18 protein-coding genes are annotated in these 21703 nt (G+C 70.3%); 5 read left to right on the top strand and 13 right to left on the bottom strand.

Going from position 1 to position 21703, the window contains the following annotated elements; genetic code table 11:
* Positions 1-37: 37 nt before the first annotated feature.
* Positions 38-1339: an extracellular solute-binding protein gene (locus tag CWS50_RS09520; RefSeq protein WP_127842601.1), complete on the bottom strand. Its 1302-nt coding sequence runs from the start codon at positions 1337-1339 to the stop codon at positions 38-40.
* A 248-nt stretch (positions 1340-1587) separates the two neighbouring features.
* On the opposite strand from CWS50_RS09520, the gene CWS50_RS09525 reads away from it, so the two are divergent.
* Entirely contained in the window at positions 1588-2661 is a 1074-nt protein-coding gene (locus CWS50_RS09525) for a LacI family DNA-binding transcriptional regulator (protein ID WP_127842602.1), read from the top strand.
* A gap of 5 nt (positions 2662-2666) precedes the next feature.
* Here CWS50_RS09525 and CWS50_RS09530 read toward each other — a convergent pair whose 3' ends face one another.
* Together CWS50_RS09530 and xylA are read right to left on the bottom strand one after the other, a co-directional pair.
* Positions 2667-4139: a xylulokinase gene (locus CWS50_RS09530; protein ID WP_127842603.1), complete on the bottom strand. Its 1473-nt coding sequence runs from the start codon at positions 4137-4139 to the stop codon at positions 2667-2669.
* A 130-nt stretch (positions 4140-4269) separates the two neighbouring features.
* Positions 4270-5451 carry a xylose isomerase gene (gene xylA / locus CWS50_RS09535; RefSeq protein ID WP_127842604.1) on the bottom strand — a complete coding sequence of 394 codons (1182 nt, stop codon included), beginning with the start codon at positions 5449-5451 and terminating at the stop codon, positions 4270-4272.
* 255 nt (positions 5452-5706) lie between these two features.
* Between xylA and CWS50_RS09540 the strand changes: the two genes are divergently transcribed.
* Both CWS50_RS09540 and tkt read left to right on the top strand, forming a co-directional pair.
* Positions 5707-6978 (top strand): ROK family protein, encoded by a 1272-nt coding sequence (locus tag CWS50_RS09540; RefSeq protein ID WP_127842605.1) that lies wholly within the window; start codon positions 5707-5709, stop codon positions 6976-6978.
* A gap of 195 nt (positions 6979-7173) precedes the next feature.
* A complete protein-coding gene (gene tkt, locus CWS50_RS09545) occupies positions 7174-9291 on the top strand; it encodes a transketolase (protein ID WP_127842606.1) in 2118 nt (705 codons plus the stop codon).
* Positions 9292-9403: 112 nt separating this feature from the next.
* Here tkt and CWS50_RS09550 read toward each other — a convergent pair whose 3' ends face one another.
* From CWS50_RS09550 to CWS50_RS09575, 6 genes are all read right to left on the bottom strand, one after another.
* A complete protein-coding gene (locus CWS50_RS09550) occupies positions 9404-9847 on the bottom strand; it encodes a hypothetical protein (RefSeq protein ID WP_127842607.1) in 444 nt (147 codons plus the stop codon).
* Positions 9848-9934: 87 nt separating this feature from the next.
* The gene (locus CWS50_RS09555; RefSeq protein ID WP_164860119.1) at positions 9935-10447 is read right to left on the bottom strand and encodes an amidase domain-containing protein; all 513 of its coding nucleotides are present in this window, start codon (positions 10445-10447) and stop codon (positions 9935-9937) included.
* A gap of 163 nt (positions 10448-10610) precedes the next feature.
* Positions 10611-11126, bottom strand: coding sequence for a hypothetical protein (locus CWS50_RS09560; RefSeq protein ID WP_127842609.1), 516 nt, complete (start codon positions 11124-11126; stop codon positions 10611-10613).
* A gap of 199 nt (positions 11127-11325) precedes the next feature.
* A complete protein-coding gene (locus CWS50_RS09565) occupies positions 11326-11556 on the bottom strand; it encodes a hypothetical protein (protein WP_127842610.1) in 231 nt (76 codons plus the stop codon).
* Positions 11553-12965: a hypothetical protein gene (locus CWS50_RS09570; RefSeq protein ID WP_127842611.1), complete on the bottom strand. Its 1413-nt coding sequence runs from the start codon at positions 12963-12965 to the stop codon at positions 11553-11555. Before CWS50_RS09570 ends, CWS50_RS09565 begins: the two co-directional genes overlap by 4 nt.
* A gap of 37 nt (positions 12966-13002) precedes the next feature.
* The gene (locus tag CWS50_RS09575; protein ID WP_206610395.1) at positions 13003-13809 is read right to left on the bottom strand and encodes an ATP-binding cassette domain-containing protein; all 807 of its coding nucleotides are present in this window, start codon (positions 13807-13809) and stop codon (positions 13003-13005) included.
* Positions 13810-14272: 463 nt separating this feature from the next.
* On the opposite strand from CWS50_RS09575, the gene radA reads away from it, so the two are divergent.
* Both radA and disA read left to right on the top strand, forming a co-directional pair.
* Complete coding sequence (gene radA / locus CWS50_RS09580) at positions 14273-15706, top strand: DNA repair protein RadA (RefSeq protein WP_127842612.1); 1434 nt, start codon at positions 14273-14275, stop codon at positions 15704-15706.
* 210 nt (positions 15707-15916) lie between these two features.
* Entirely contained in the window at positions 15917-16987 is a 1071-nt protein-coding gene (disA, locus tag CWS50_RS09585; protein WP_127842613.1) for a DNA integrity scanning diadenylate cyclase DisA, read from the top strand.
* Positions 16988-17109: 122 nt separating this feature from the next.
* Here the strand turns inward: disA and CWS50_RS13575 are convergent, their stop codons facing one another.
* From CWS50_RS13575 to CWS50_RS09605, 4 genes are all read right to left on the bottom strand, one after another.
* Entirely contained in the window at positions 17110-18579 is a 1470-nt protein-coding gene (locus CWS50_RS13575) for a hypothetical protein (RefSeq protein WP_243118273.1), read from the bottom strand.
* Between the two features lie 205 nt (positions 18580-18784).
* Positions 18785-19717, bottom strand: a complete 933-nt coding sequence (locus CWS50_RS09595) for an HhH-GPD family protein (protein WP_371854603.1) — start codon at positions 19715-19717, stop codon at positions 18785-18787.
* 96 nt (positions 19718-19813) lie between these two features.
* Positions 19814-20401, bottom strand: a complete 588-nt coding sequence (locus CWS50_RS09600; RefSeq protein WP_206610516.1) for an amino-acid N-acetyltransferase — start codon at positions 20399-20401, stop codon at positions 19814-19816.
* A gap of 180 nt (positions 20402-20581) precedes the next feature.
* Positions 20582-21571, bottom strand: a complete 990-nt coding sequence (locus CWS50_RS09605) for a sugar-binding transcriptional regulator (protein WP_127842616.1) — start codon at positions 21569-21571, stop codon at positions 20582-20584.
* Positions 21572-21703 lie beyond the last annotated feature (132 nt).

A 21703-nucleotide genomic window follows, 5' to 3' on the forward strand; every position in this document is an offset into this window, starting at 1 on the left:
GGTATCCCTGAGTCTGGAAGACGGCTCCCCGCACCCCTCACAGGGTCGCGTTCATCCTGCTGGCGAACTGCTCAGGGGTGAGCTGGCGCAGGAAGGCCTGGGAGAGACTGGTCAGCAGCTCCTGCGCGGCTGCGGAGGAGAGGGCCTGGTCCCAGGACTGGGTGAAGCTGGCAGCATTCCTGACCATGTCGTAGCCGTAGGCGAGGTACTCGCTGTGCTCGGAGGCGGCGATGGCGTCGTCGGCGTCCAGCGCGGCGGGGATGGTGCCGCCCGTCACGAGGGCCTTGATGTAGTCGTCGTTGTAGAGCTCCTCGTTGAGGTAGTCGATAGCGGTGCACTGCGCCTCCTGCGAGCTGCTGGCGGCGACCGACCAGTAGTTGGCGGGGTTGCCGACAATGCTGGACAGGTCGCCGGTGCCGCCCTCGACCGAGGGGAAGCCCGTGTAGCCGAGGCCTCCTGCGCTCATGAAGTCCGGTGCGTCGGTCAGGAAGTTGGCGTAGACCCAGGAGCCCTGGAGGACCATGGCCGCCTTGCCGGTATGGACAAGGGCGATGTCGGCACCGGAGTCCGCGTCCACGGAGCCGTAGGCGTCACCGAAGCCTCCCGCCTCGACCAGCTCCTGGATCTTCTCCACCGCCCCGGTGACAGCGGGGTCCGACCAGGCGTCCTGCTCCCCGGCGACGATCCTGGTGAAGGGAGCGGTCCCGCCGATACGGTCGGTGAGGTACTCGATCCACATGAGGTAGGGCCACTGGGAGGCGCCCGCCACGGCGAAGGGAGTGTATCCGGCGGCGGTGAGCCTGGGGACAAGATCGAGCAGGTCGTCCCAGGTGGCCGGTGGCCGTGCACCGACGTCCTCGAAGGCGGGCCTGGAGTAGTAGAGCATGACTGGCTGCGCGTTGTTGTTGGGCAGGGCGTAGACCGTGCCGTCTACCTTGCCGGGGTCGAGCAGGGAGGGAATGATCCGCTCCTGCGCCGCAGCGGTGGCCTCGGTCAGGTTGATGACCTGGTCGTTGCCGACGTAGTCGGCGAGAGTCCCGCCAGCCCAGCCGTACAGGAGGGTGGGAGCGTTGCCCGCGCCGACGGCGGTGCGGATCTTCTCCTTGTAGGCGTCGTTGGCGAACCACTCGGTGGCGATCTGCCGGTCGGTGTGGGCGGTGTTCCAGCGGTCAAAGGACTCCCGGAAGGTCTGCTCCGGGCCACCGGTGAGGACCCAGGCGGTGGTACCACCGGAGGCGGCCTCCCCTGGTCTGCTGCCGCACGCTGCGAGGACCGAGGCGAGACCCGTCACGAGCGCCCCGCCGACCATCTGCCTGCGGGAGATGATGGGCTGGTACATGGTTGCTCCTCTCGAGCCGAGCCGTGCAGCGCCGGTGCTGCACGGCGGAGGGGGCGGACATCGTCGTCCACTCGCGAAAACATTTTCGTTTGTTTTGTCGACAAACCAATGGTACGCCGGACGCCCTGCGGCAGACAACAGCGATCTACGGTAGATCCCGTCACAAACAGGTAACACCCCACCTCTCAATGCCCCCACTATGCGAACATAAATGAAATCCTATGCTCACTGCTTGAAGGAGACCGCACATGCCAAGGCCACGATCCAGCGGTCCCACGCAGGCCGCCGTCGCCGCCCGAGCGGGAGTGTCCGTGGCCACCGTCTCCAAGGCGCTGCGCGCCGACCCCGTGATCTCGGCACCGACCCGCACAGCCGTCCTGGCAGCCGCGCGCGAGCTCGGCTACCGCACCGCCGTGACCGCCGTACCGGACCCTGCCGCCAACTCTGTCACTGAGGGCGCCTCCCGCCTCGTCACGGCGGTATTCGACACCGTCGACACCCACTACGCCGCCTACGTGCTGCGGGGCATGCTGGAGGAGGCCGACCTCGACGACGTCTGGCTGCGCGTGAGCCACATCGGCTCACCAGCGGACGACCTTGACCCCACGCACCTGGAGGTGCGCGAGCGTGGTGTGCTGGGGGTGGTGGCGTCCTCCTACGGTGTCATCCTGGTGACCACAGGCGTCACCCCGGCGATGGCGGAGAAGGCGCGCAGACGGCACGTCCCCCTGGTCGCCGTCGACCCGGCCACCACCGTCCCCGAGGGCACCTCCTCCATCAGCGCCACCAACCAGCGCGGCGGCCAGCAGGCAGTGCGCCACCTCCTGGAGCTCGGGCACACACGCATCGGCACCGTCACCGGCCCCGCCACCTCGCTGCCCGCCTCGGAGCGCCTGGCGGGCTACCGCAGCGCCCTGGCGAGCGCCGGCCTCGCGCAGAGCCCCGAGCTCGTCCAGGCCGGGCGCTTCGACTACGACTCCGGCCTGGCCAGGGGCGGGACGCTCCTCGACCTCGATACCCCGCCCACCGCCGTCGTCGCCTGCTGCGACACGGCAGCCGTCGGCGTCATTGAGGCAGCCCGCCGCCGCGGCCTGCGCGTGCCCGAGGACCTCTCGGTCGTCGGCTTCGACGACACCCTGACAGCCACGGTCTGCTCCCCACGGCTGACAACGGTGCGCCAGCCCCTGGTCGACATCGGCGCCGAGGCGATGCGCACCGTCATCCGCCTGGCCACCTCACCCGGCTCCCGGGCACTGTCAGCCATCGAGGTGGCAACCACCCTCGTAGTACGCGACTCCACCGCACCACCACGTGGAGCGTAGCCGCCCTACGGCGTCTGGGAGGAGGCCACCAGGGCGGCAGCGCGCTCGTAGGCGGCACGCACCTCCGGCTGCGGCTCGGCCTCCAGGTGCTCAACCGGGCCGAGCTCCCAGGCGGGTGGCTCCTCGCCCCCGTCCAGGACCCAGGCGGCCTGCCGGGCGGCACCGTCGGCCACGTACTCCCCAGGCTCAGGCACGTCCACGGGCACGCCCAGGACAGCGGGCGCGAGCCTGCGGGCGCACTCCCACCTCACGCCACCGCCCACCAGTGTCACCGAGCCGACCTCGACCCCCAGCGAACGCACGGCGTCGACACCGCCCCTCAGGAGGCACAGGAGCCCCTCCACGGCAGCGCGGGCGTAGTTGCCCGGGGTGAGAGAGGCCAGCGTCATCCCGGTGAGCACCCCGGTGGCACGAGGCAGGTTCGGGGTGCGCTCCCCCTCCAGGTAAGGCACGTGCACCAGGCCGCCCGCCCCGGCAGGCGCGGCCAGGGCCAGGGCGTCGAACTCCTCGTAGCCCACTCCCAGCACCGTCCTGGCCGCATCCAGCACCCGGGCCCCGTTAAGGGTGCAGGCCAGTGGCAGGAAGCCTCCGGTGGCGTCGGCGAAGCCGGTGACCAGGCCGGAGGCGTCGTGGGTGGCCACGGCCGAGACCGCGGCGACCACGCCGCTGGTGCCCAGGGACACGCTGGTCTGCCCGGTCCGCAGGCCCAGGCCCAGGGCGGCCCCGGCGTTGTCCCCGCACCCGGGTCCCAGGACCAGGTGGGACAGGTCCCGCCCGGCGACATCACTGCCCCCACGGCCAGCAGCCTCCCCGGGGCCTGCCACGCGCGGCAGGACGATGCCGTCCACCTCCTCCTCACGGCGCCGCAGCGCCAGGGCCAGCAGGTCACGCCGGTAGACGTTGGCCTCAGCGTCAAAGTAGCCGGTACCTGAGGCGTCGGACCTGTCGGTGACCAGGTCCGTCAGGGAGCGCGACCCTGACAGTCTCCATGTCAGCCAGTCGTGGGGCAGGCACACCGCAGCCACGCGGGCGGCAGCCTGCGGCTCGTGGTCGGCCAGCCAGCGCAGCTTGGTGACGGTCAGGGACGCCACCGGGACGCTGCCCACGGCATCAGCCCAGGCGGCTCGTCCGGCGGCAGCGTCGCCGTCCCCGAGGTCGGTGATGAGGTCCTTGGCCGCCTGCGCCGAGCGGGTGTCGTTCCACAGCAGGGCGGGGCGGATCACCTCGCCGTGGGCGTCAAGGACCACCATGCCGTGCTGCTGGCCGCCCACACTGAGCGCGGCGACGTCACCCAGGCCGCCCACGCCGTCGGGTCCGTCAATGACCTGCTCCAGAGCGGACCACCAGTAGTCCGGGTGGACCTCGGTGCCATCAGGGTGAGAGGCCTTCGCCTGGCGGACCAGGGCGCCGGTGGCGGCGTCGCGGACGACGATCTTGCAGGACTGGGTGGAGGAGTCGATTCCGGCTACGAGTGTCATAAGTACCCCTTCCCGGGTGCCCCCGAGCGCGCCCAGCGCGCCCAGGTGAGGGTTGTCTGTCCGGTCTGTTCGCAGTCTGTCTGGCGTATCGGGCCTGCCCCGGTCCGGTGCGGGGACGCGGCGGGCCGCGTCACCCGACAAGGTGACGCATGGCGTGGTGGTAGAGCTCGACGAAGTGGTACTCGCGCGCACCAGCAGCCGTGGCGTCAAAGTCCTCGTAGGCGCTGGTGTCAGCCAGGAGGTCCGCGACGGACTCCCCGGGGGCGAGCGTGGGCTGGGCCAACTCAGGCACGGAGGCCTTGTCCATGAGCTCGGCGGTAGCGGGGTCGGCACGGAAGGCGCGCGCCTTGTCCGCAAGCATGAGGTACATCTCCATGTTGGCCGCCGCCGAGGCCCACACCCCCTCCAGGCCCTCGGTGCGTGAGGGCTTGTAGTCGAAGTGGCGCGGCCCCTCGTAGCGGGGTCCTCCGCCGGGGAAGCCGTTCTCCAGGAGGTCCACGGTGAAGAAGGCGCTGGCCAGGTCGCCGTGGCCGAAGACCTTGTCCTGGTCGTACTTGATGCCGGACTGGCCGTTGAGGTCGATGTGGAAGAGCTTGCCCGCCACCAGGGCCTGGGCGATGCCGTGGGTGTAGTTGAGGCCTGCCATCTGCTCGTGGCCCACCTCCGGGTTGAGGCCGACGACCTCGCCGTTGTCCAGCTCGGCGATGAGTGCCAGGGCGTGGCCCACGGTGGGCAGGAGGATGTCCCCGCGCGGCTCGTTGGGCTTGGGCTCCAGGCCGATGCGCAGGTCGTAGCCCTGGGACCTGATGTAGCCGGCCACCGTGTCCAGCCCCTCCTTGTAGCGGTCGAAGGCGGCGCCCAGGTCCTTGGAGGAGTCGTACTCCGCGCCCTCGCGCCCGCCCCACATGACGAAGGTGGTCGCACCCAGCTGCGCGGCCAGGTCCACGTTGCGCAGCAGCTTGCGCAGGCCGAAGCGGCGCACGCCCCGGTCGTTGCTGGTCAGCGCCCCGTCCTTGAACACGGGGTGGGTGAAGGTGTTGGTGGTGACCATCTCGATGACCAGGCCGGCCTGGTCGGCGACCTTCCTCACGCGCTCGACCCGCTGCTCGCGCTCGGTGTCAGAGGCGTCGAAGTCGAAGACGTCGTTGTCGTGGAAGGTGATGCCCCAGGCCCCCAGCTCGGCGAGCCGGGCGGTGTACTCCCAGGGGTCCAGCACCGGGCGGGTCCCGGTGCCGAAGGGGTCGACGGCGTTCCAGCCGACCGTCCACAGGCCGAACGAGAACCTGTCCTCCTTGGTGGGTGTACGGACCATGGTCTCCTCCTTGAGACGACGTGTAACTGGGTGAGACGGCAAAGATGAGACGGTGCTGACGGTGGAGCCTGACTGTGCGTCCGACGACCGGACCGGGACAGCGGGAACGGGCAGTCGGACCGGGTGTGGCACCGGTCCCAGCGGCCCGGCAGGCGTCGCAGGCTCCGGAACGGGCCGCCTGGAGCCTCCCGGCGGCAGGCGCCGCCATTTGTTTGTTGGAACAACTATGGCATGGCGGTGAGGTAGGGTCAAGGGGTGAGCCACAAACCTCGCCGCCCGGGAGGGCGCACGGCGGCCCGCCCCGTCTCGTCAGCCTCCTCCTCGCTGCCCTCCAGACGACGGCCCGCCTCCTCCGTGAGCCAGTCCTCGCTGCGTGACGCCAACCTGGCCCTCGTGGCGGAGCAGGTGTTCACCTCCCCCACGCCCCTGTCACGGGCCGACGTGGCGGCAGCCACCGGCATGACCCGCTCCACCGCCTCCCGACTGGTTGACGAGCTGGTGGCCGGGCGTGTGCTCGCCGAGCTCCCGCCTGCGGCGTCCACAGGGCCGGGGCGCCCGGCTGTGCCGCTGGCTCCGGCCGGGGGGACGATGGCGGCCCTGGGGCTGGAGGTCAACGTCTCCCGCATGGCAGTACGGGCTATTGACTTGTCCGGGACGGTGCTGGCCGAGCAGGTGGTGACCACCGACCTGGCGGGCTCGGACCCGGCGGACACGCTGGAACGCCTGGGCAGGCTCATGGAGCAGGTCCTGGCATCCCCCGCCCTGGGCCAGGTGCGCCTGGTCGGTGCGGCCCTGGCGCTGCCCGGCCTGGTCAGCGAGGGCACCCTGCTGCGCGCCCCCAACCTCGGCTGGTCGGGCGTGGCCCCGGCCACCCGCCTGGCCTCACGCCTGGGCCAGGTCGGCGGCAGGCTGCTGGTGGGTAACGAGGCCGACTTCGGCGCGCTGGTGGCCGCCCGCACCCGCCCGGGCGCCCGGGCAGAGACTACCGACTTCATCTACCTGTCCGGGGAGAACGGGATCGGTGCCGGGCTGGTGCGCGACGGCGCCGTCATCCACGGCTCGGCCGGGTTCGCCGGGGAGGTGGGCCACGTCCAGGTGGACCCGGACGGGCCTGAGTGCGGGTGCGGCAACCGGGGCTGCCTGGAGCGCTACGCCGGGCGCCGGGTCATCCTCACCGGGGCGGGCCTGGGCGAGGACGCCTCCCCCAGCCAGCTGGTGCGCGCGTGGCAGGAGGGCCAGGAGGCGGCGCGGGCGTCGGTGTCGGCAGCCGCCCACGCCCTGGCGGTGGCCCTGGGCGCGGCGGTCAACATCCTGGACATCCCCGCAGTCATCCTGGGAGGCCACCTGGCGCCCCTGACCGAGGTACTGCGTCCCGAGCTGGAGCCCGAGCTGAACCGACGAGTTCTGGCCTCCCCCTGGTCACCCCCGCGCGTGCTGCCCGCCCCCTCCGACGAGACACCGGGTGCCACAGGCGCGGCCTGGGCGGTCCTGGAGGGGGTCGTCGCCAACCCTGCCGAGTGGGTGTGAGCAAGCGAACGCGATGCACCCTGCCTGGCGCAGGCATCCCAGCGGCACCACTACGATGACATGTTGCTCACATCCTGCGTCCGGGGGGACAATGCTTCGGGCAGCCAGCAAGCCACAACAGTCAGCAACGACGACATCAAGCGACATCACAACTTCACGCACCAACGAGCGACATCCACGCAGCTAGGAGCACCCATGACTACGGAGCCTCTGCTCAGCGACCTCGACCACCAGGCCATCGCCGTCTCCAAGGCACTGGCCGCAGACGCTGTGGAGAAGGCTGGGTCCGGGCACCCGGGCACACCCATCTCCCTGGCCGGGGTCGCCTACCTGCTCTACCAGCACGAGATGCGCTGCGACCCGGCCGAGCCGAGGTGGCTGGGGCGCGACCGGTTCGTCCTGTCCGCAGGCCACGCCTCCCTCCTGCAGTACGTCCAGCTGGTGCTGGCCGGCTACGGCCTGGAGGTGGAGGACCTGCGCCAGCTGCGCCAGAAGGGCTCCCTGACCCCGGGCCACCCCGAGTACCGCCACACCCCCGGCGTGGAGACCACCACCGGCCCGCTGGGCGCGGGCTTCTCCAACGCGGTGGGCATGGCCATGGCCGCCCGCTACGAGCACGGCCTGCTCGACCCCGACACCCCCCTGGGGGAGTCCGTCTTCGACCACCACGTCTACACCATCATGGGCGACGGGTGCATGCAGGAGGGGATCACCGCCGAGGCCGCCTCCCTGGCGGGCACCCAGGAGCTGGGCAACCTCATCGCCATCTACGACGACAACGACATCTCCATCGAGGGCGGCACCGACATCGCCTTCACCGAGGACCCCTCCGCCCGCTTCGAGGCCTACGGCTGGCAGGTCCTCGACGTCGACTGGACAGCGGGGGGCACCTACCACGAGGACTACGACGCGCTCCACGCCGCCCTGGAGCAGGCCCGGGCAGAGACCCGCCGCCCCAGCCTCATCCGCCTGCACACGGTGATCGCCTGGCCCTCCCCCACCAAGCAGGGCGACGAGTCCTCCCACGGGGCCAGGCTGGGCAGCGAGGAGGTCGCAGGCCTCAAGACGGCCCTGGGCCTGGACCCCGACCAGACCTTCCAGGTGCCCGAGGAGCTGCTGGAGCACACACGCGCCCAGGCGGACTTGCGCGCCGAGGCGGCCCGGGCCGACTGGGACGCCCGGTTCGAGGAGTGGCGGCACACCCATGGCGACCAGGCCTGGCTGCTCGGGATGATGGAGGCCGGAGACCTCCCCGTGGAGCTGGAGGAGTCCCGGCCCACCTGGGAGCTGGGCGAGTCCGTGTCCACCCGCGTGGCCTCCGGCGCGACGCTGTCCGCCCTGGCCCCGGTGGTGCCCCAGCTGTGGGGCGGGTCGGCGGACCTGGCGGGCTCCAACAACACCACCATGGCTGGCCAGCCCTCCTTCCTGCCCGCCTCGGTGGCGCGCAAGGAGGGTGACGGACCCTACGGGCGCACCATCCACTTCGGTGTGCGCGAGCACGCCATGGGCGGCATCCTCAACGGTATCGCCCTGGACGGGCTGACCCGCCCCTACGGGGGGACCTTCCTGGTCTTCTCCGACTACATGCGCCCGGCGGTGCGCCTGGCCGCCCTCATGGGGATCGGGACGGTCTTCGTGTGGTCCCACGACTCGATCGGGGTGGGCGAGGACGGCCCCACCCACCAGCCCGTTGAGCACCTGGCCGCCCTGCGCGCCATTCCCGGGCTGGCCGTGGTCCGCCCCGCCGACGCCAACGAGACCGCTGCCGCCTGGGTGGAGATCCTGTGCCGCCCCGACAAGCCCGCAGCCCTTGTCCTGTCCCGCCAGAACCTCACCGTCTACGCCACGCCCGGGACCGCCGCCGCCGGGGTGCACGAGGGGGCCTACGTCCTGGCCGAGGCGAGGGAGGCCGCCGCCCAGTCTGCGGAGGGCGAGGCAGCCGCTACGGCACCGGCCGTGGTCCTGGTGGCCACCGGCTCCGAGGTGGGGGTCGCCATGGAGGCGCGGGAGATCCTCCAGGCCCAGGGGGTACCGACCCGGGTGGTCTCCGCACCCTGCCTGGAGTGGTTCGCCCAGCAGCCGGAGGACTACCGCGCCTCGGTGCTGCCAGCCCAGGCCGTCAAGGTCTCCGTGGAGGCGGGGGTCGCCATGGGCTGGCGCGAGCTGGTGGGTGACAGCGGCGAGGTCGTCTCTCTTGACCACTTTGGGGCCTCCGCGCCCGGCACCCAGCTGTTCGAGGACTACGGGTTCACCGGGGAGGCCGTGGCACAGCGCGCTCGCCAGGCGCTGGAGCGTCGGCAGCGCCGCCAGTAGCGGCAGCACACGCCGCCGTCTACTAGCGGGGTGGTCGGGCAAGCCTGCGAGCCACCTACTGGGGTACCAGGCTGGCCACCAGACGGCCCCTCCAGGTTCCCCATCGGTCCTCTCAGAGGCCGCTGCCCGGGTGGTCGGTGGCCTCTGAGGAGACCGCCCTGGCTCGTCGGCGCGCTGACACCTTCCGCAGCACCCAGCACTCCAGCAGCAGCACGGCTATCGCCGCCGCCAGGAGCAGGCCCACACCGACCCGGCTGCGGACCACGCAGTCATGGGACAGCCCCTCCACGTACTCCGGGGCGGTGTGGAGCATGAACAGTATGCTGCCACCACACAGCGCCATTCCGTCGCCGAACTGGTACGCCACCTGCACGTCAGCCCAGGTCCAAGTCCACGCCGTGAAGATGCCGAGCACTGCGGCCAGGCTGACCACCGTCCTGACGACGCGGTGCCCAGCACCTCTCATGAAGGGAGCCCATGGCAGCCATCCTGCCGCGACGGCGAGGGCACCAAACAGCGCCGTGACAGCGAGCCCAACCTGTATCTCAGGGCGCATGAGCGGCCTTTCTTGACGGGTAACGGAGAACTTCCTCAGGTTCCTAAGCAAGTGCCGATGTGACCACAAAGGAGGCCAATCATAACATCACTGCCGTTTCAAGCCATACCAGACAATATCCTCCTTCCCCTGCTCCTCGGCTATGGCAATCGACTGCGTGAGCGGAATATTAGATCGGTTGAGCGTCTTCTGAGATATTCTTGGAGAGCCGGACACTAGCGATCTACCCGTGACAACCATAACATGGTCTATGGTGCCATCAGCCCGCCCGTCGGGATCCCAATCTACGTATAGGAGGTCCCCCGGTACCGCGTTCCAAATATTGTCGAGCCAACCGTAGGACCCATTCCTGACATATGTGTACTGGTAGGCCGAATTGATCCACGTGCGCGAAGGACCCGCCGGTCCCGTCAGATTGGTTGTCCAGTTGCTGGTGTCATAAGGATTGACCCCTCCCTCATACTCCCACCCACCTGCACGCAAGACCTGCGACACAAAGTTTGCACAGTTATTCTTTTCACGAGGAAATTCGGGATTGAAGTCATCAGCCTCATCGCCGTCATAAGGAGAAGATGTCCACTTTATCGCGTACTCGACCATCAACCGCCGATCGGGAGAGGTCTCATTATAGCCCGGAAAAGCGACCGCGGAAGCGGTAGATCCTCCTGCACCATACACGCTCCCCGCAGAGCCCTGACTTTTGTCTGCTGACGACTCCTCCGGAGCATAATCGGCAGGAACGTCCGCAGGATCACCCACCGCCTCACCTGTCCGCGACGACATCCTCGGAGACGGAGTATCCAGCACTGTCAGTACCCGACAGGGTGATCTCGTGACGATCCGTCACAACTCCTGGGTCCTCGGAAGAATCGGAACCACCGTACAGCATGGTGGTCGAGACGCTGACAACTGCCAGAACCGTTCCATCCTCCTGGAAACCAGATTCCAGCACAGTCACCTCGCTCGTCGCAGAGACGACCGGAATACCCTCAGCAATCATGCGGTCGCGAACACCCCGGTTCTGCCTCTCAACAGTCGTAAGAGGGGCACTGCCGCTTGACGCGTCACCATCCGCGCTATCTGCGGCCGTCCACTGTGCGTCAACCTCTTCCTGGTACTCGACAACAGCGTCCCGGACCGCCTCGACATCCGGCTCGCCCTGCGACCCTGTGGCAGGCGGAGCAGCCTGCACGCCCCACAGGGCGAGTGCAAGAGCCGGGAGCAGGGCAAGCCCTCCACCCAGAAGGGGGGCTCTTCTTATTTTCTTCCGCATCATCACTCCTTCCGTCAGGTACCCGAGGGATGCGGCCCTCGGTTAAACGCACGTTACCACCCTCACCCCACAGCATCAAGACCCGTTGACCAAGCTCTAGAAAATCTCACCACAACTTCCTCAAGTCACAACACAGTACCCAGATAGCATCCGATCTGCACACCAGATTCTCTCTACATATATCGATCCCATCTCCCACATACTACTAGTTACCCTCCAAGTTATACGGCGCGAAAGAGTGAATCCCCGCAGACGCCCCGATGTTTCCGTTATCCAGCAATTCAGAGCGAAAGAAGACAGAGCCAAAGAGGGCAGTTCGGTACGCCTCCTCCTCCGTGGTCTGGAACATAATGGAGAGAATGGAGAAGACCGCCAGAGCCAGCGTCCCCACAAGGCTCGTCATGGCGGAGAGCAGGACCCTCATCATGATCCTCATGAGTGAGACACCTTTCTATTGTAACTGATTCCTGCGACACCTATAGCCGCTACAGCAATCCAGCCAACGACGGCCGCAGAGATATTGACAACCACCGGGAGCTGGACAATTCCCAGCATCAGGGCGGCCAGCAGCAGGATGACACCGATAATCGCCGTGCCCAGGAGGACCGAGACCGGGTTGTCATCGTGGGCCGGCATGATCGAGCCGACCGAGACCGTCACCACCGCGGAGGAGATCACGCTGGCGCAGGCAATGGCTGAGGCCTGCGGCGTTATTACTCCCGCCATCGCGTCCAGGAGCAGGGCACACACCATGAGGGGCAGCACGACGACGACCTGCGCCCCGACCATCTGCGCGTACAGCCAGCCGGCCTTCTGGCGGGGAAGGAAGACCAAGAGCCCCGGGTTCACGCTGGCGTAGTGGAAGAAGCCTCCCATGACCACGGGCTCAGCCGCCCACACGGAGCTGATCGGCGCCCGCAGGGCAAGAATGAGAACCGCCGCCGCCCCGGAGATCATCAGGTTGTCCACGACAAATCTGCTGCGGGCCGCCTGGGCCAGGTGATAGCAGAATGACGGCGCCAGGGCCACCAGCCTGCCGGGAAGGCGCAGGGCGTAGTAGCGCGGCCTCACAGGCACCGGCGGCGCGGGGACCAGGAGGATCAGCACCGCCCCAGTCATGGTGGCCGCCACGGCAGCGAGCAGGAGGGCGGGCACACCGTGCACCGCCAGCAGGTCGTGAAAGACCAGCGGCCACAGCGTGAAGGGCTCCTCCCCGCCGTCCAGCGCAGAGGCGCTGACGCGCCTGGTGTAGTCCGACACCCACCCCCAGGAGCGCACCACTGCCAGCATGAGGGCAAGGATGATGACGTTCGCCCTCGTCCCTCCTATACCAGCTGCCGCCATGGCCAGGTCCACCAGGCGGCACACGACCAGCAGGACGGTGAGGCCACTCAGGCAGGGCAGGACGACGCAGGCAAGGACCTCCTCCAGAACCGGTGCCCCGTAGGCAAGAAGCGCCCCGGCGGTGAAGGAGAACAGGGCGGCCGCACTGACACAGGCGGCCAGCACAGCCTCCAGGACGTTGACCGCGTGCTGGCGCTCCCGGGCGGTGACCGGCAGCAGGGCCGTCGTCGCCATCATCTCCGGGGACCCCTGGACGAGCACGCGGACGACCAGGACCGACAGGAGCGCCCAGAGCAGGGCCGAGCCAGCCATCAGCCGAAAGACAAAGACCGCAACCTCCGCGTCACCGCTGGACTGGCGCAGGAAGAGGTAGGACAGGGAGCTCATGAGCACGCCTGTCACCGTGACGCACAGGAGCAGGACACGACGCACCGTCCTGGAGGCCAGGATCCCGCGGGAGACCACCACCCGCACGATGTAGAGGCCAAGGAGACGGAGCACCTGCACCAGGCGTGCCGGCCTCTCCAGGACCGCGCCCCTACCCACCACCGACCCCTAGGTAGCCGGTGACAAGGTCCTCAATGCTCGTGGACTGCCGGCTCAGCGACTGCGTGTAGGCGTCCTCGACGACATAGCCCTCGTCGAGCATGATGACCCGGTTGGCGCAGCGCTGCAGCATGGAGAAGTCGTGGCTGCACATGATGACCGCGCCCCCGGCGGCGCAGTACTCACGCAGCACCCCCTCGATACGGTACTGCGCCTCGATGTCGATACCGTTCATGGTCTCGTCCACGACGGTGACGGGGCGGCTGACCAGCAGGGCCGCAGCCAGCTGGGTCTTCTTCACCATGCCGTGGGAGTAGCCGGTCATGAGGTCGCGGGTCCGGCCTCCCATGCCCAGCGTGGCGAACAGATTGTCGACGGCGTCGGGGTCGAACCTGATCCGGCGTCCAGGCGCCGAGTGGAGCCGAGCCAGGAAGCGGACGTACTCCTGGGCGCTGAGGAACCGGGGCACGTGGTCGTTGTCGGCGGTGTAGCAGGTCATGCGCAGGGCCGGTGCAGACCCGGCGGGCGCGCCCCCGACCTCGACGCGCGCCCCCGACGGGGTGGGGACGATACCTCGCAGGACCCGGCACAGCGTCGACTTTCCCGAGCCGTTGGGACCGATCATGGCGACAAAGTCACCCGGGTAGACACTGAACGACACCCTGAGAAGTACCGGGGTCCTTTTATAGGAGAAGGTCAGGTTCTGAACATCGACAACCGCCCTCACATCACGCGCACGCCCGTCGTCACCCCCAGGCACAGGGGTGGCGACGGGCCGGGGCTCACGCGAGTCACGCACGGTCAGCACCTGTACGCGCTACTGGCCTCGTTCCCGTCACACGTGGCAAGGACGAGGGCATCGGTGGGCTCCTTCCGTGGCCGAGGCCAACCGGCACCTGTCAGTCATGTTATTACCGTAACCCTCTTGTCGGTCACGCAGTAGCAACCACACTCCTGGGACCGACTTTCGTCTACCAACGCACCACCTGTCGTTGATGACAGATCCGACCGACCTCCGACCGACCTCGGCCGGGCTCCCCACCGTGTGACGGAGCCATCTGCTGCTTCCGGCCCGCAGCGAGGTGGAGGGCAGGGGCTGGGCGAGACAGCGGGCAGCAGCGTCGTCAGGCCACCGCTCCGATTGTTGGCACATCCCCGGCTGCCTCGCCCCGCGATGCTGTCACATCCTCCGGCTACCCTGCCTGCATGCCAGCCTCCACAGCCGCGCCCTCCGCAACCACACAGCAACCGGGACCACCAGCATGACCAGCACCATGACCAGCACGACGACCAGAAGAGCACCACGCCCCTCCTTCCGCTGCACCGAGTGCGGCTGGACCGCGCCCAAGTGGCAGGGACAGTGCCGCGAGTGCCGTGCGTGGGGCACCCTGGAGGAGACCTCCCCCTCCCCGGCAGGCGGCCCGGCCGGGACACCCGGCCTGCCCGCCACCCCGGCGGTGCCGCCTGCTGAGCCCGCGCGTCCCATCGGGGAGGTCAGCGCGGAGGAGGCCCGGGCCCGCTCCACCGGCGTCGAGGAGCTGGACCGTGTCCTGGGTGGCGGGATCGTCCCCGGCGCGGTGGTCCTCCTGGCTGGTGAGCCCGGGGTGGGCAAGTCCACGCTGCTGCTCGACGTCGCGGCACGCTCAGCCGCAGCCGCCCGCGCGCGCGGCGAGGGCCCAGTCCTCTACGCCACCGGGGAGGAGTCCGCCTCCCAGGTCCGGCTGCGGGCCGAGCGCATCGGCGCCCTGGACCCAGGCCTGCTCCTGGCCTCGGTCACCGAGCTGGGCGCGCTCCTGGGCCACGTGGAGGAGGCCTCCCCCTCCATGCTGGTGGTGGACTCCGTCCAGACGGTCGCCTCCGCCCAGGTGGAGGGCAGCGCCGGGGGCGTCAACCAGGTGCGCTCGGTGGCGGGGGCGCTCATCGCCGTGGCCAAGGAGCGCAGCGTCCCCGTCCTCCTCGTGGGGCACGTGACCAAGGACGGCGAGATCGCGGGTCCCCGGGTCCTGGAGCACCTGGTAGACGTGGTCACCCACTTCGAGGGGGACCGGCACGCCCGCCTGCGCCTGCTGAGGGCGGTCAAGAACCGCTACGGCCCCACCGACGAGGTCGGCTGCTTCGACCTGGGCGAGCGCGGCATCACCGGCCTGGCCGACCCCTCCGGCCTGTTCCTGTCCGCCTCACGGTCACAGGTCCCCGGCACCTGCGCCACCGTCACCCTGGAGGGCCGCCGCCCCGTACCAGTGGAGATCCAGGCGCTCGTCGCGGCCACCAGCGCGGGCTCGCCACGGCGGACCACCTCCGGGGTGGAGCACTCCCGCGTGGCCATGGCACTGGCCGTGCTCGGCGCCCGCGTGCGCGTGGACACCTCCTCCCGCGACGTCTACGTCTCCACCGTAGGCGGGGCGCGCGCCGTGGAACCCGCCACCGACCTGGCGGTCGCGCTCGCCGTGGTCTCGGCCGCGCGCGGCCTGCCGACCTCCACGGGGCTGGTGGCCCTGGGCGAGGTCGGGCTGACCGGGGAGGTGCGGGCCACCGTTGGCATCCAGCGGCGCCTGGCGGAGGCCGCCCGCCTGGGGTTCGACCGGGCACTCGTCCCCCTGGCAGGCTCCCAGGAGCTGCGCCCCGTGCCGGGCGTGCAGGTCCTGCCCGTGTCCCACGTGGGCGAGGCCCTCGGGGCAGCACTCCCCCAGGGGTAGCCCCTGCCGCCACGCCCACCCGTAAGCCAGCACGACCCCCGTAGGCACGGGCCAGCACGTGAAGAGACCAGGACCGGGGTGCTGGCCGCTACCATGGCCCCGGCGGGCACGGCCAGCACCCGGACCCCACCAGGACCGTCCAGGCCTCCCGGGCAGCAACCGCCCGCTGAGCCCCTCACACCGAGGACGCCACACGACCAGGAGACACTGATGACTGAGGCCGCCAGCCAGCTGCGCGAGACCCTTGCGCTCGTCGCGCCCGGGACCGTCCTGCGTGACGGCCTGGAGCGGATCCTGCGCGGACGCACGGGCGCGATCATCGTGCTGGGCTTCGACCCCGTGGTCGAGGCGATCTGCTCGGGGGGGTTCCACCTGGACGTCGAGCTGTCAGCCGCCCGGATGCGCGAGCTGGCCAAGATGGACGGCGCCGTCGTGGTGGACATGGACACCAACCGCATCCGTCGCGCCAGCGTCCAGCTCCTGCCCAACGCCTCCATCCAGACCTCCGAGACCGGGATGCGTCACCGCACCGCCGAGCGCGTCGCCCGCCAGACCGGCTACCCCGTCATCTCAGTCAGCCAGTCCATGCGGATCATCTCCCTCTACGTCGACGGCAGGCGCCACGTCCTGGACCCCAGCGAGGTGATCCTCTCGCGCGCCAACCAGGCCCTGGCCGCGCTGGAGCGCTACAAGTCCCGCCTGGACCAGACCTCCGCCGCCCTCAACTCCCTGGAGATCGAGGACCTCGTCACTGTGCGTGACGTCACCTCAGTGCTCCAGCTCATGGAGATGGTGCGACGTATCTCCGCCGACATCGACGGCTACGTCCTCCAGCTGGGGACAGACGGGCGGCTCCTGGCCCTCCAGGTAGAAGAGCTGACCCGCGGGCTCGCAGCCGAGCACAGCTTCCTCCTGGAGGACTACCTGGCGACCGGGCTGGAGCCCCCAGCGGTGGAGGCCCGCCTGAAGTGGGTGGGCTCCCCCGCCCTCCTGGACCTGGCCATGGTGGCCCGCTCCATGGGTCTAGGAGGCAGCGACGGGCAGGACCTGGACACCCCGGTCTCACCCCGGGGGCTGCGTATCCTGTCCAAGATCCCACGCCTGCCCGTCACCACCTCACGGGCGGTCGTCGAGCACTGGGGCTCCCTCCAGGCAGTGCTGGGTGCCACGACCGAGGAGCTGGCCGCCGTGGAGGGAGTGGGAAGCCAAGGGGCGCGGATCCTGCGCGACGGCCTGTCCCGGCTGGCTGAGATCTCCATCGTGGAGCGCTACACCACCTGAACCTCCTCCCAGGAGCCCCGCCAGCCAGGTCAGCCACCCCAGGTCACCCAGCCAGGTCGCCAGCAGCCCGCCCGCTCCGCTCGCTGCACGGCTGCTGCGCAACTACTGGCGGCTGCTGGCAGCTACTGCACGATAAAGACCGTGTCCTCGCTCAGGTCCTGGTCCCCCAGGACGACACGGAAGCGGTAGGTCCCGGCCGCCGCGACCCGACCTGCCACCGCGCTCTGCTCGGGCGAGGGCTCCTGCCCAGGGTCAGACGCGGAGGACGGCTCCGGTGCCGCCCCGGGATCCGAGGGCGTCAGGCTGGCTGACGGGCTGGCTGAGGCCTGGTCCGGCCCGGGGGTCCCGCCCGGTGACGCCGAGGCGGAGGCCTCCGCCTGCGCCCCGGGCGCGGGTGCTGCTGCCAGCGCGCAGTCCGACGTGGCGACGTAGCCGTTCCACCCCAGGGTCACCTCCGTGGAGTCACCACCCCCCAGGAGCAGGGGACGCTGCGAGCCCTCCTCCTGGCAGGCCGTGGAGCTCCAGACCTGGTGGCTGCCCGAGGTGACCACGACCCCCAGCGAGGCGCTGCCCGCGTCCAGCAGGCAGGAGACGTCGCCGTCGTTCGTGACCCGCAGGACGAAGGTGGCACCTGCGCCAGCGCTGACGGCCTCAGGGCCGCTGACCTGCGTCGCCAGGGAGGCCGGGTCGCAGGCCTGCGGGTCGGGGTAGACGGTGTGGGTCTGGGCGGCCGCCCGCTCCTGCTCCTGGGAGCGGATGGTCTGACGCATCCACGCAGCCCCGCTGACGGCTCCTGCCCCCGCACCCACGACAAGCAGGACGGCCGTCACACCGAAGACAAGACGCCTCAGCCCGTAGCGAGGGCGCCGGGGAGCCTGTCGGGCGGATCGCAGCCGTGAGGACCTTGGGGCGGTGCGGTCCCTGGCTCCTGCGGCCGTGCCTGTGGACGCAGGGGGGCGCGGGCCGTGAGTCTCACCGCGCGCGCCCCGAGGACCAGCAGAATGAGACGCCTGGGCCTGTGAGCGCGACGTCGGCTGCTGCGAGCGCTGTCCGGTGCCGCGCCGGGCCTGAACCCCCTGGGCGCCGGCTGCGGTAGCACGCCCGGAGGAGCGGCGTCTGGCCGCGGCCCGCTTGCTGGGACGCCCCGCCTGCGTGGAGGTGGCGCGAGCAGAACGGGCCGTGCCCGGCACGGCCTGACGCGTCCGGGTACCGGAGGCACCAGAGGAGCCAGAGGCGCCCGAGGGCACAGAGGAGCCTGCCGGGCCGTGTCGCTCACCCGAGCGGGCCGGGACGCCCTGGGAAGGACGACCACCCGCAGAACGACTGTCCCGGGAGGCTGCCGAGCCTCCCAGGCTGCCAGAGCGGCCAGAGGTACCAGGGCGGCCGGGTGCACGCCCTGCACCAGTCGGGGCTGCCTCCCCTCCGGCGGCACCGGTATGCCTCTGGCGAGACATGCTGCGGGAGCCTCCGGAGGCCTGACGGCGCGGCCTGCCCTGGCCGCTGGAGGAGGCGCCACTACTGGCACGGCGGCGAGCCGCCCCTCGCCTGCCCCCTGGCTGCCCGCCAGCGTCGTTCCCCCGTCCCTGAGCCATAGAGACGACTGTACCGGTGAGCGCTCCCCCTGCCGACCAGCGCCTCACCCACCGCCCGCGCCCAGCCCGCAGCCCGTGGCCCGCGAGACAGCCGCCCCGCCCACGTCGCCACAGGTGCAGACCTGTAGCACGTTCCGGGACAGGCTGCCGGGCTGACCGGTCAGGACAAGCCGGACAGGTCAGGGCGGGTAGTGTCGGGGGAGGTTCAGGGCAGCGAGAAGGTGGCGCCACCGTCCTGCGTGACCACCAGGCCGTCAGCCATCAGGCTGGCCAGCACCCGGTTGCAGGAGGCGTCGAGCTCGCCTCGCCCCCGCGAGCGCCGCTCGGCTGCGGCGCGACCGTCCTGCCACGCCCGCGACGCAGCGTCGCGCAGCACACCGGAGTCAACAGGTCCGTCAGTCTCGCGCAGCACCGCCATGACCAGGCCTCTGGCCTGGCGGTCCGTCCCGCGCCACGCCTGGGTCCTACGCCTGGAGGCGTGACGGTCGGCGGGGCGACCCGCTGCCACCCACGCGCAGCTGTCCGCCCAGGGGCAGGCGGCGCAGCCGGGGTCACGGGCCGTGCAGACCAGGGCGCCCAGCTCCATGACCGCCACCGACCACGTGGCCGCCTCACTGTCACCGGGAGGCAGGAGCGTCTCAGCACGCTGCCGCTCAGCCCGGGTCAGGGTGGGCGGGGGCAGGGCCTGACCACCGACGGCCCGGGCCAGCACCCGGCGCACGTTCGTGTCCAGCACCAGCGCCCGGCGCCCGTAGGCGAAGGCCACAACCGCCCCGGCCGTGTACTCCCCCACACCCGGCAGGCGCAGCAGCTCCTGCCTGTCGCGGGGCAGGACTCCCCCGTGCTGCTCCATCACCGCCCGAGCACACTCCTGGAGGCGCAGTGCCCGGCGCGGGTAGCCCAGACGGTCCCACACGCGCAGGACCTCCGAGGCAGGGGCACCAGCCAGCTCCTCCGGGCCCGGCCAGCGCCGTAGCCACTCCTCCCAGACCGGCACGACACGTGAGACGGGTGTCTGCTGGCTCATGACCTCACTGACAAGCACCGCCCACGGCGTGGTCCCAGGCCTCCTCCACGGCAGGTCACGGGCACTGCGCCGGTACCAGGAGACAACGGGCTGCGGGGCCAGGGCGTCCACGGGGGTGGCCTGTAGCCCTCCGGGGTGCCCGAGAGACCCGGAGGACCCGGTGTCCACCTGCCGCCTCCTCACCACTGCCTCCTCATTGCTGTCCCCTCACAGCTGCAGCAGCATGCGGGTGTTGCCCAGGGTGTTGGGCTTGACCCGGGCGAGGTTGAGGAACTCGGCCACGCCGTCGTCGTGGGAGCGGACCATCTCGGTGAACACATCCGTGCCTACCGGCGTGCCCGAGATCATGCAGAACCCGTGGGAGGCGAAGAAATCCACCTCAAAGGTCAGGCAGAACAGGCGCTGGAGCCCCAGCGTGCGGGCGCGCTCGACCAGCTCGTGCAGCAGGGCCGAGCCCACTCCCTTGCCCCGGTGGTCGGCGTGGACCGCCAAGGTCCGCACCTCAGCGATGTCGTCCCACATGACGTGCAGCGCCCCGCAGCCCACGATCGCCGACCCCGGGGAGGCCGACCCGTTGGCGGCCTGCGCGCTGGCGGTGGCCACGTCCTCGGCCACGGTGAACTCCTGGACGTCCTCGAAGTAGGAGATAAGGTCCTTGGCGATGAGGATCCTGCGGTCGGAGTAGGGGCGCACCAGCTCGGCAATGGCCCGCACGTCGGCCGGGCGGGCCGGGCGCAGGAGGGTGCGGGTTCCCGCGCCCGGCCCTGCCTGGCCCGTCGCGGCGCGCCCGGGCATGGCACCCGCCCCGGGGCGGACGTCCCGCAGGGCGGCCGCATCCGGCTGACCGCCTGACACGTGCGCCACCGTAGCGCTCATACCTGCCACCCGCCTCTCCCTCTGGTGGCGGGACATTCTGCCACACCCGGTCACGGTCAGCCTCGCCCGCGCCAGCCTGGCCGCTGCGCTCCGGCCCGCCTAGCGGCGTCGCTCCAGGATCTCTACCACACGGTAGGCCGTGGCCTCGTCGACGACCAGGTCCGTGGCCACCCTGGCCCGCAGGGCCGCCAGGAGCGCGGGGGCCTTGGCCTCCCCGGCGACGGCGCACAGCCGGACCGGGATGTGGGCGAGCTGGGCGGGTGTGGGGCCGGTAGCCCGGGCGTTGAGGGCGATGCCACGGTAGGTGCCGTCCGCGCGCAGCAGCACGGTGCACACGTCGCCGACCACCCCCTCCTCACGCAGGGTACGGCGGTCCTCCATGGTCAGGTGCTCCCCCTGGTACACCTGGGAGGGAACCGCCCCGCGCACGGAACCGACGCCGAACACGGCGACGTCGGTGTGGTCAGCCAGCGCCAGCACCCTGCGGATGGAGCGCTCCTTCCACATGGCCTCACGCACCTCGACCCGGTCAAAGAAAGCAGGCACCGGGAAGGCGACAGTCCGTGCACCGAAGGCCTCGCCGATACGTGCCAGGACCTCCCCCGCGAAGGGCGCCTCCCCCACCGCGTCAGAGGCGCCGTTGAGCTGGACGACCGTGACGTCGGGGACCGTGGACCGGTGCAGGGAGAGCGCGATCTCAGAGACGGTCGTCCCCCACGCCACCCCGACGGTCGACCCCGGGGTGACGTAGCCCGTCAGCTGCTCGGCGGCCACCGTGGCCACCTGCCTGAGCCGGTGGATCTCCGTGGCGCCCCTGCGCACAGGTACCAGCCGGGCGCGCACCCCGAACTCCTCACGAAGCCGCCTGACGACTGCGGAGTCGCCCGTGGGCCTCTCCAGCTCGATACGCACCAGACCCGTGCTGCGGGCGTGCGCCAGGAGCCGGGAGACGGTCGAGCGTGACACGCCCAGGTGCCGGGCGACGACCTCCATGGTCTCACCCTGGAGGTAGTACATGGAGGCGGCGGTGTAGGCACGCTCGTCAGTGCTGGCGTACACGGGAGGCGTCCCACCAGCCACGTCGCTCATACGTTCCTCCTGCTCCTGTGCCGTGGTCTGCACTCTGTTGTCACGTCTTGTCAGGCTGTCTGCGTCCTGTCGCGGTCAGCCCACGGGTGCTGCCACCCAGGGGGGCACCACGTGCCCGGAACCAGGGTGCCA

Origin of the sequence: Actinomyces wuliandei, assembly GCF_004010955.1 — a bacterium.
Classification (GTDB): Bacteria; Actinomycetota; Actinomycetes; order Actinomycetales; family Actinomycetaceae; genus Actinomyces; species Actinomyces wuliandei.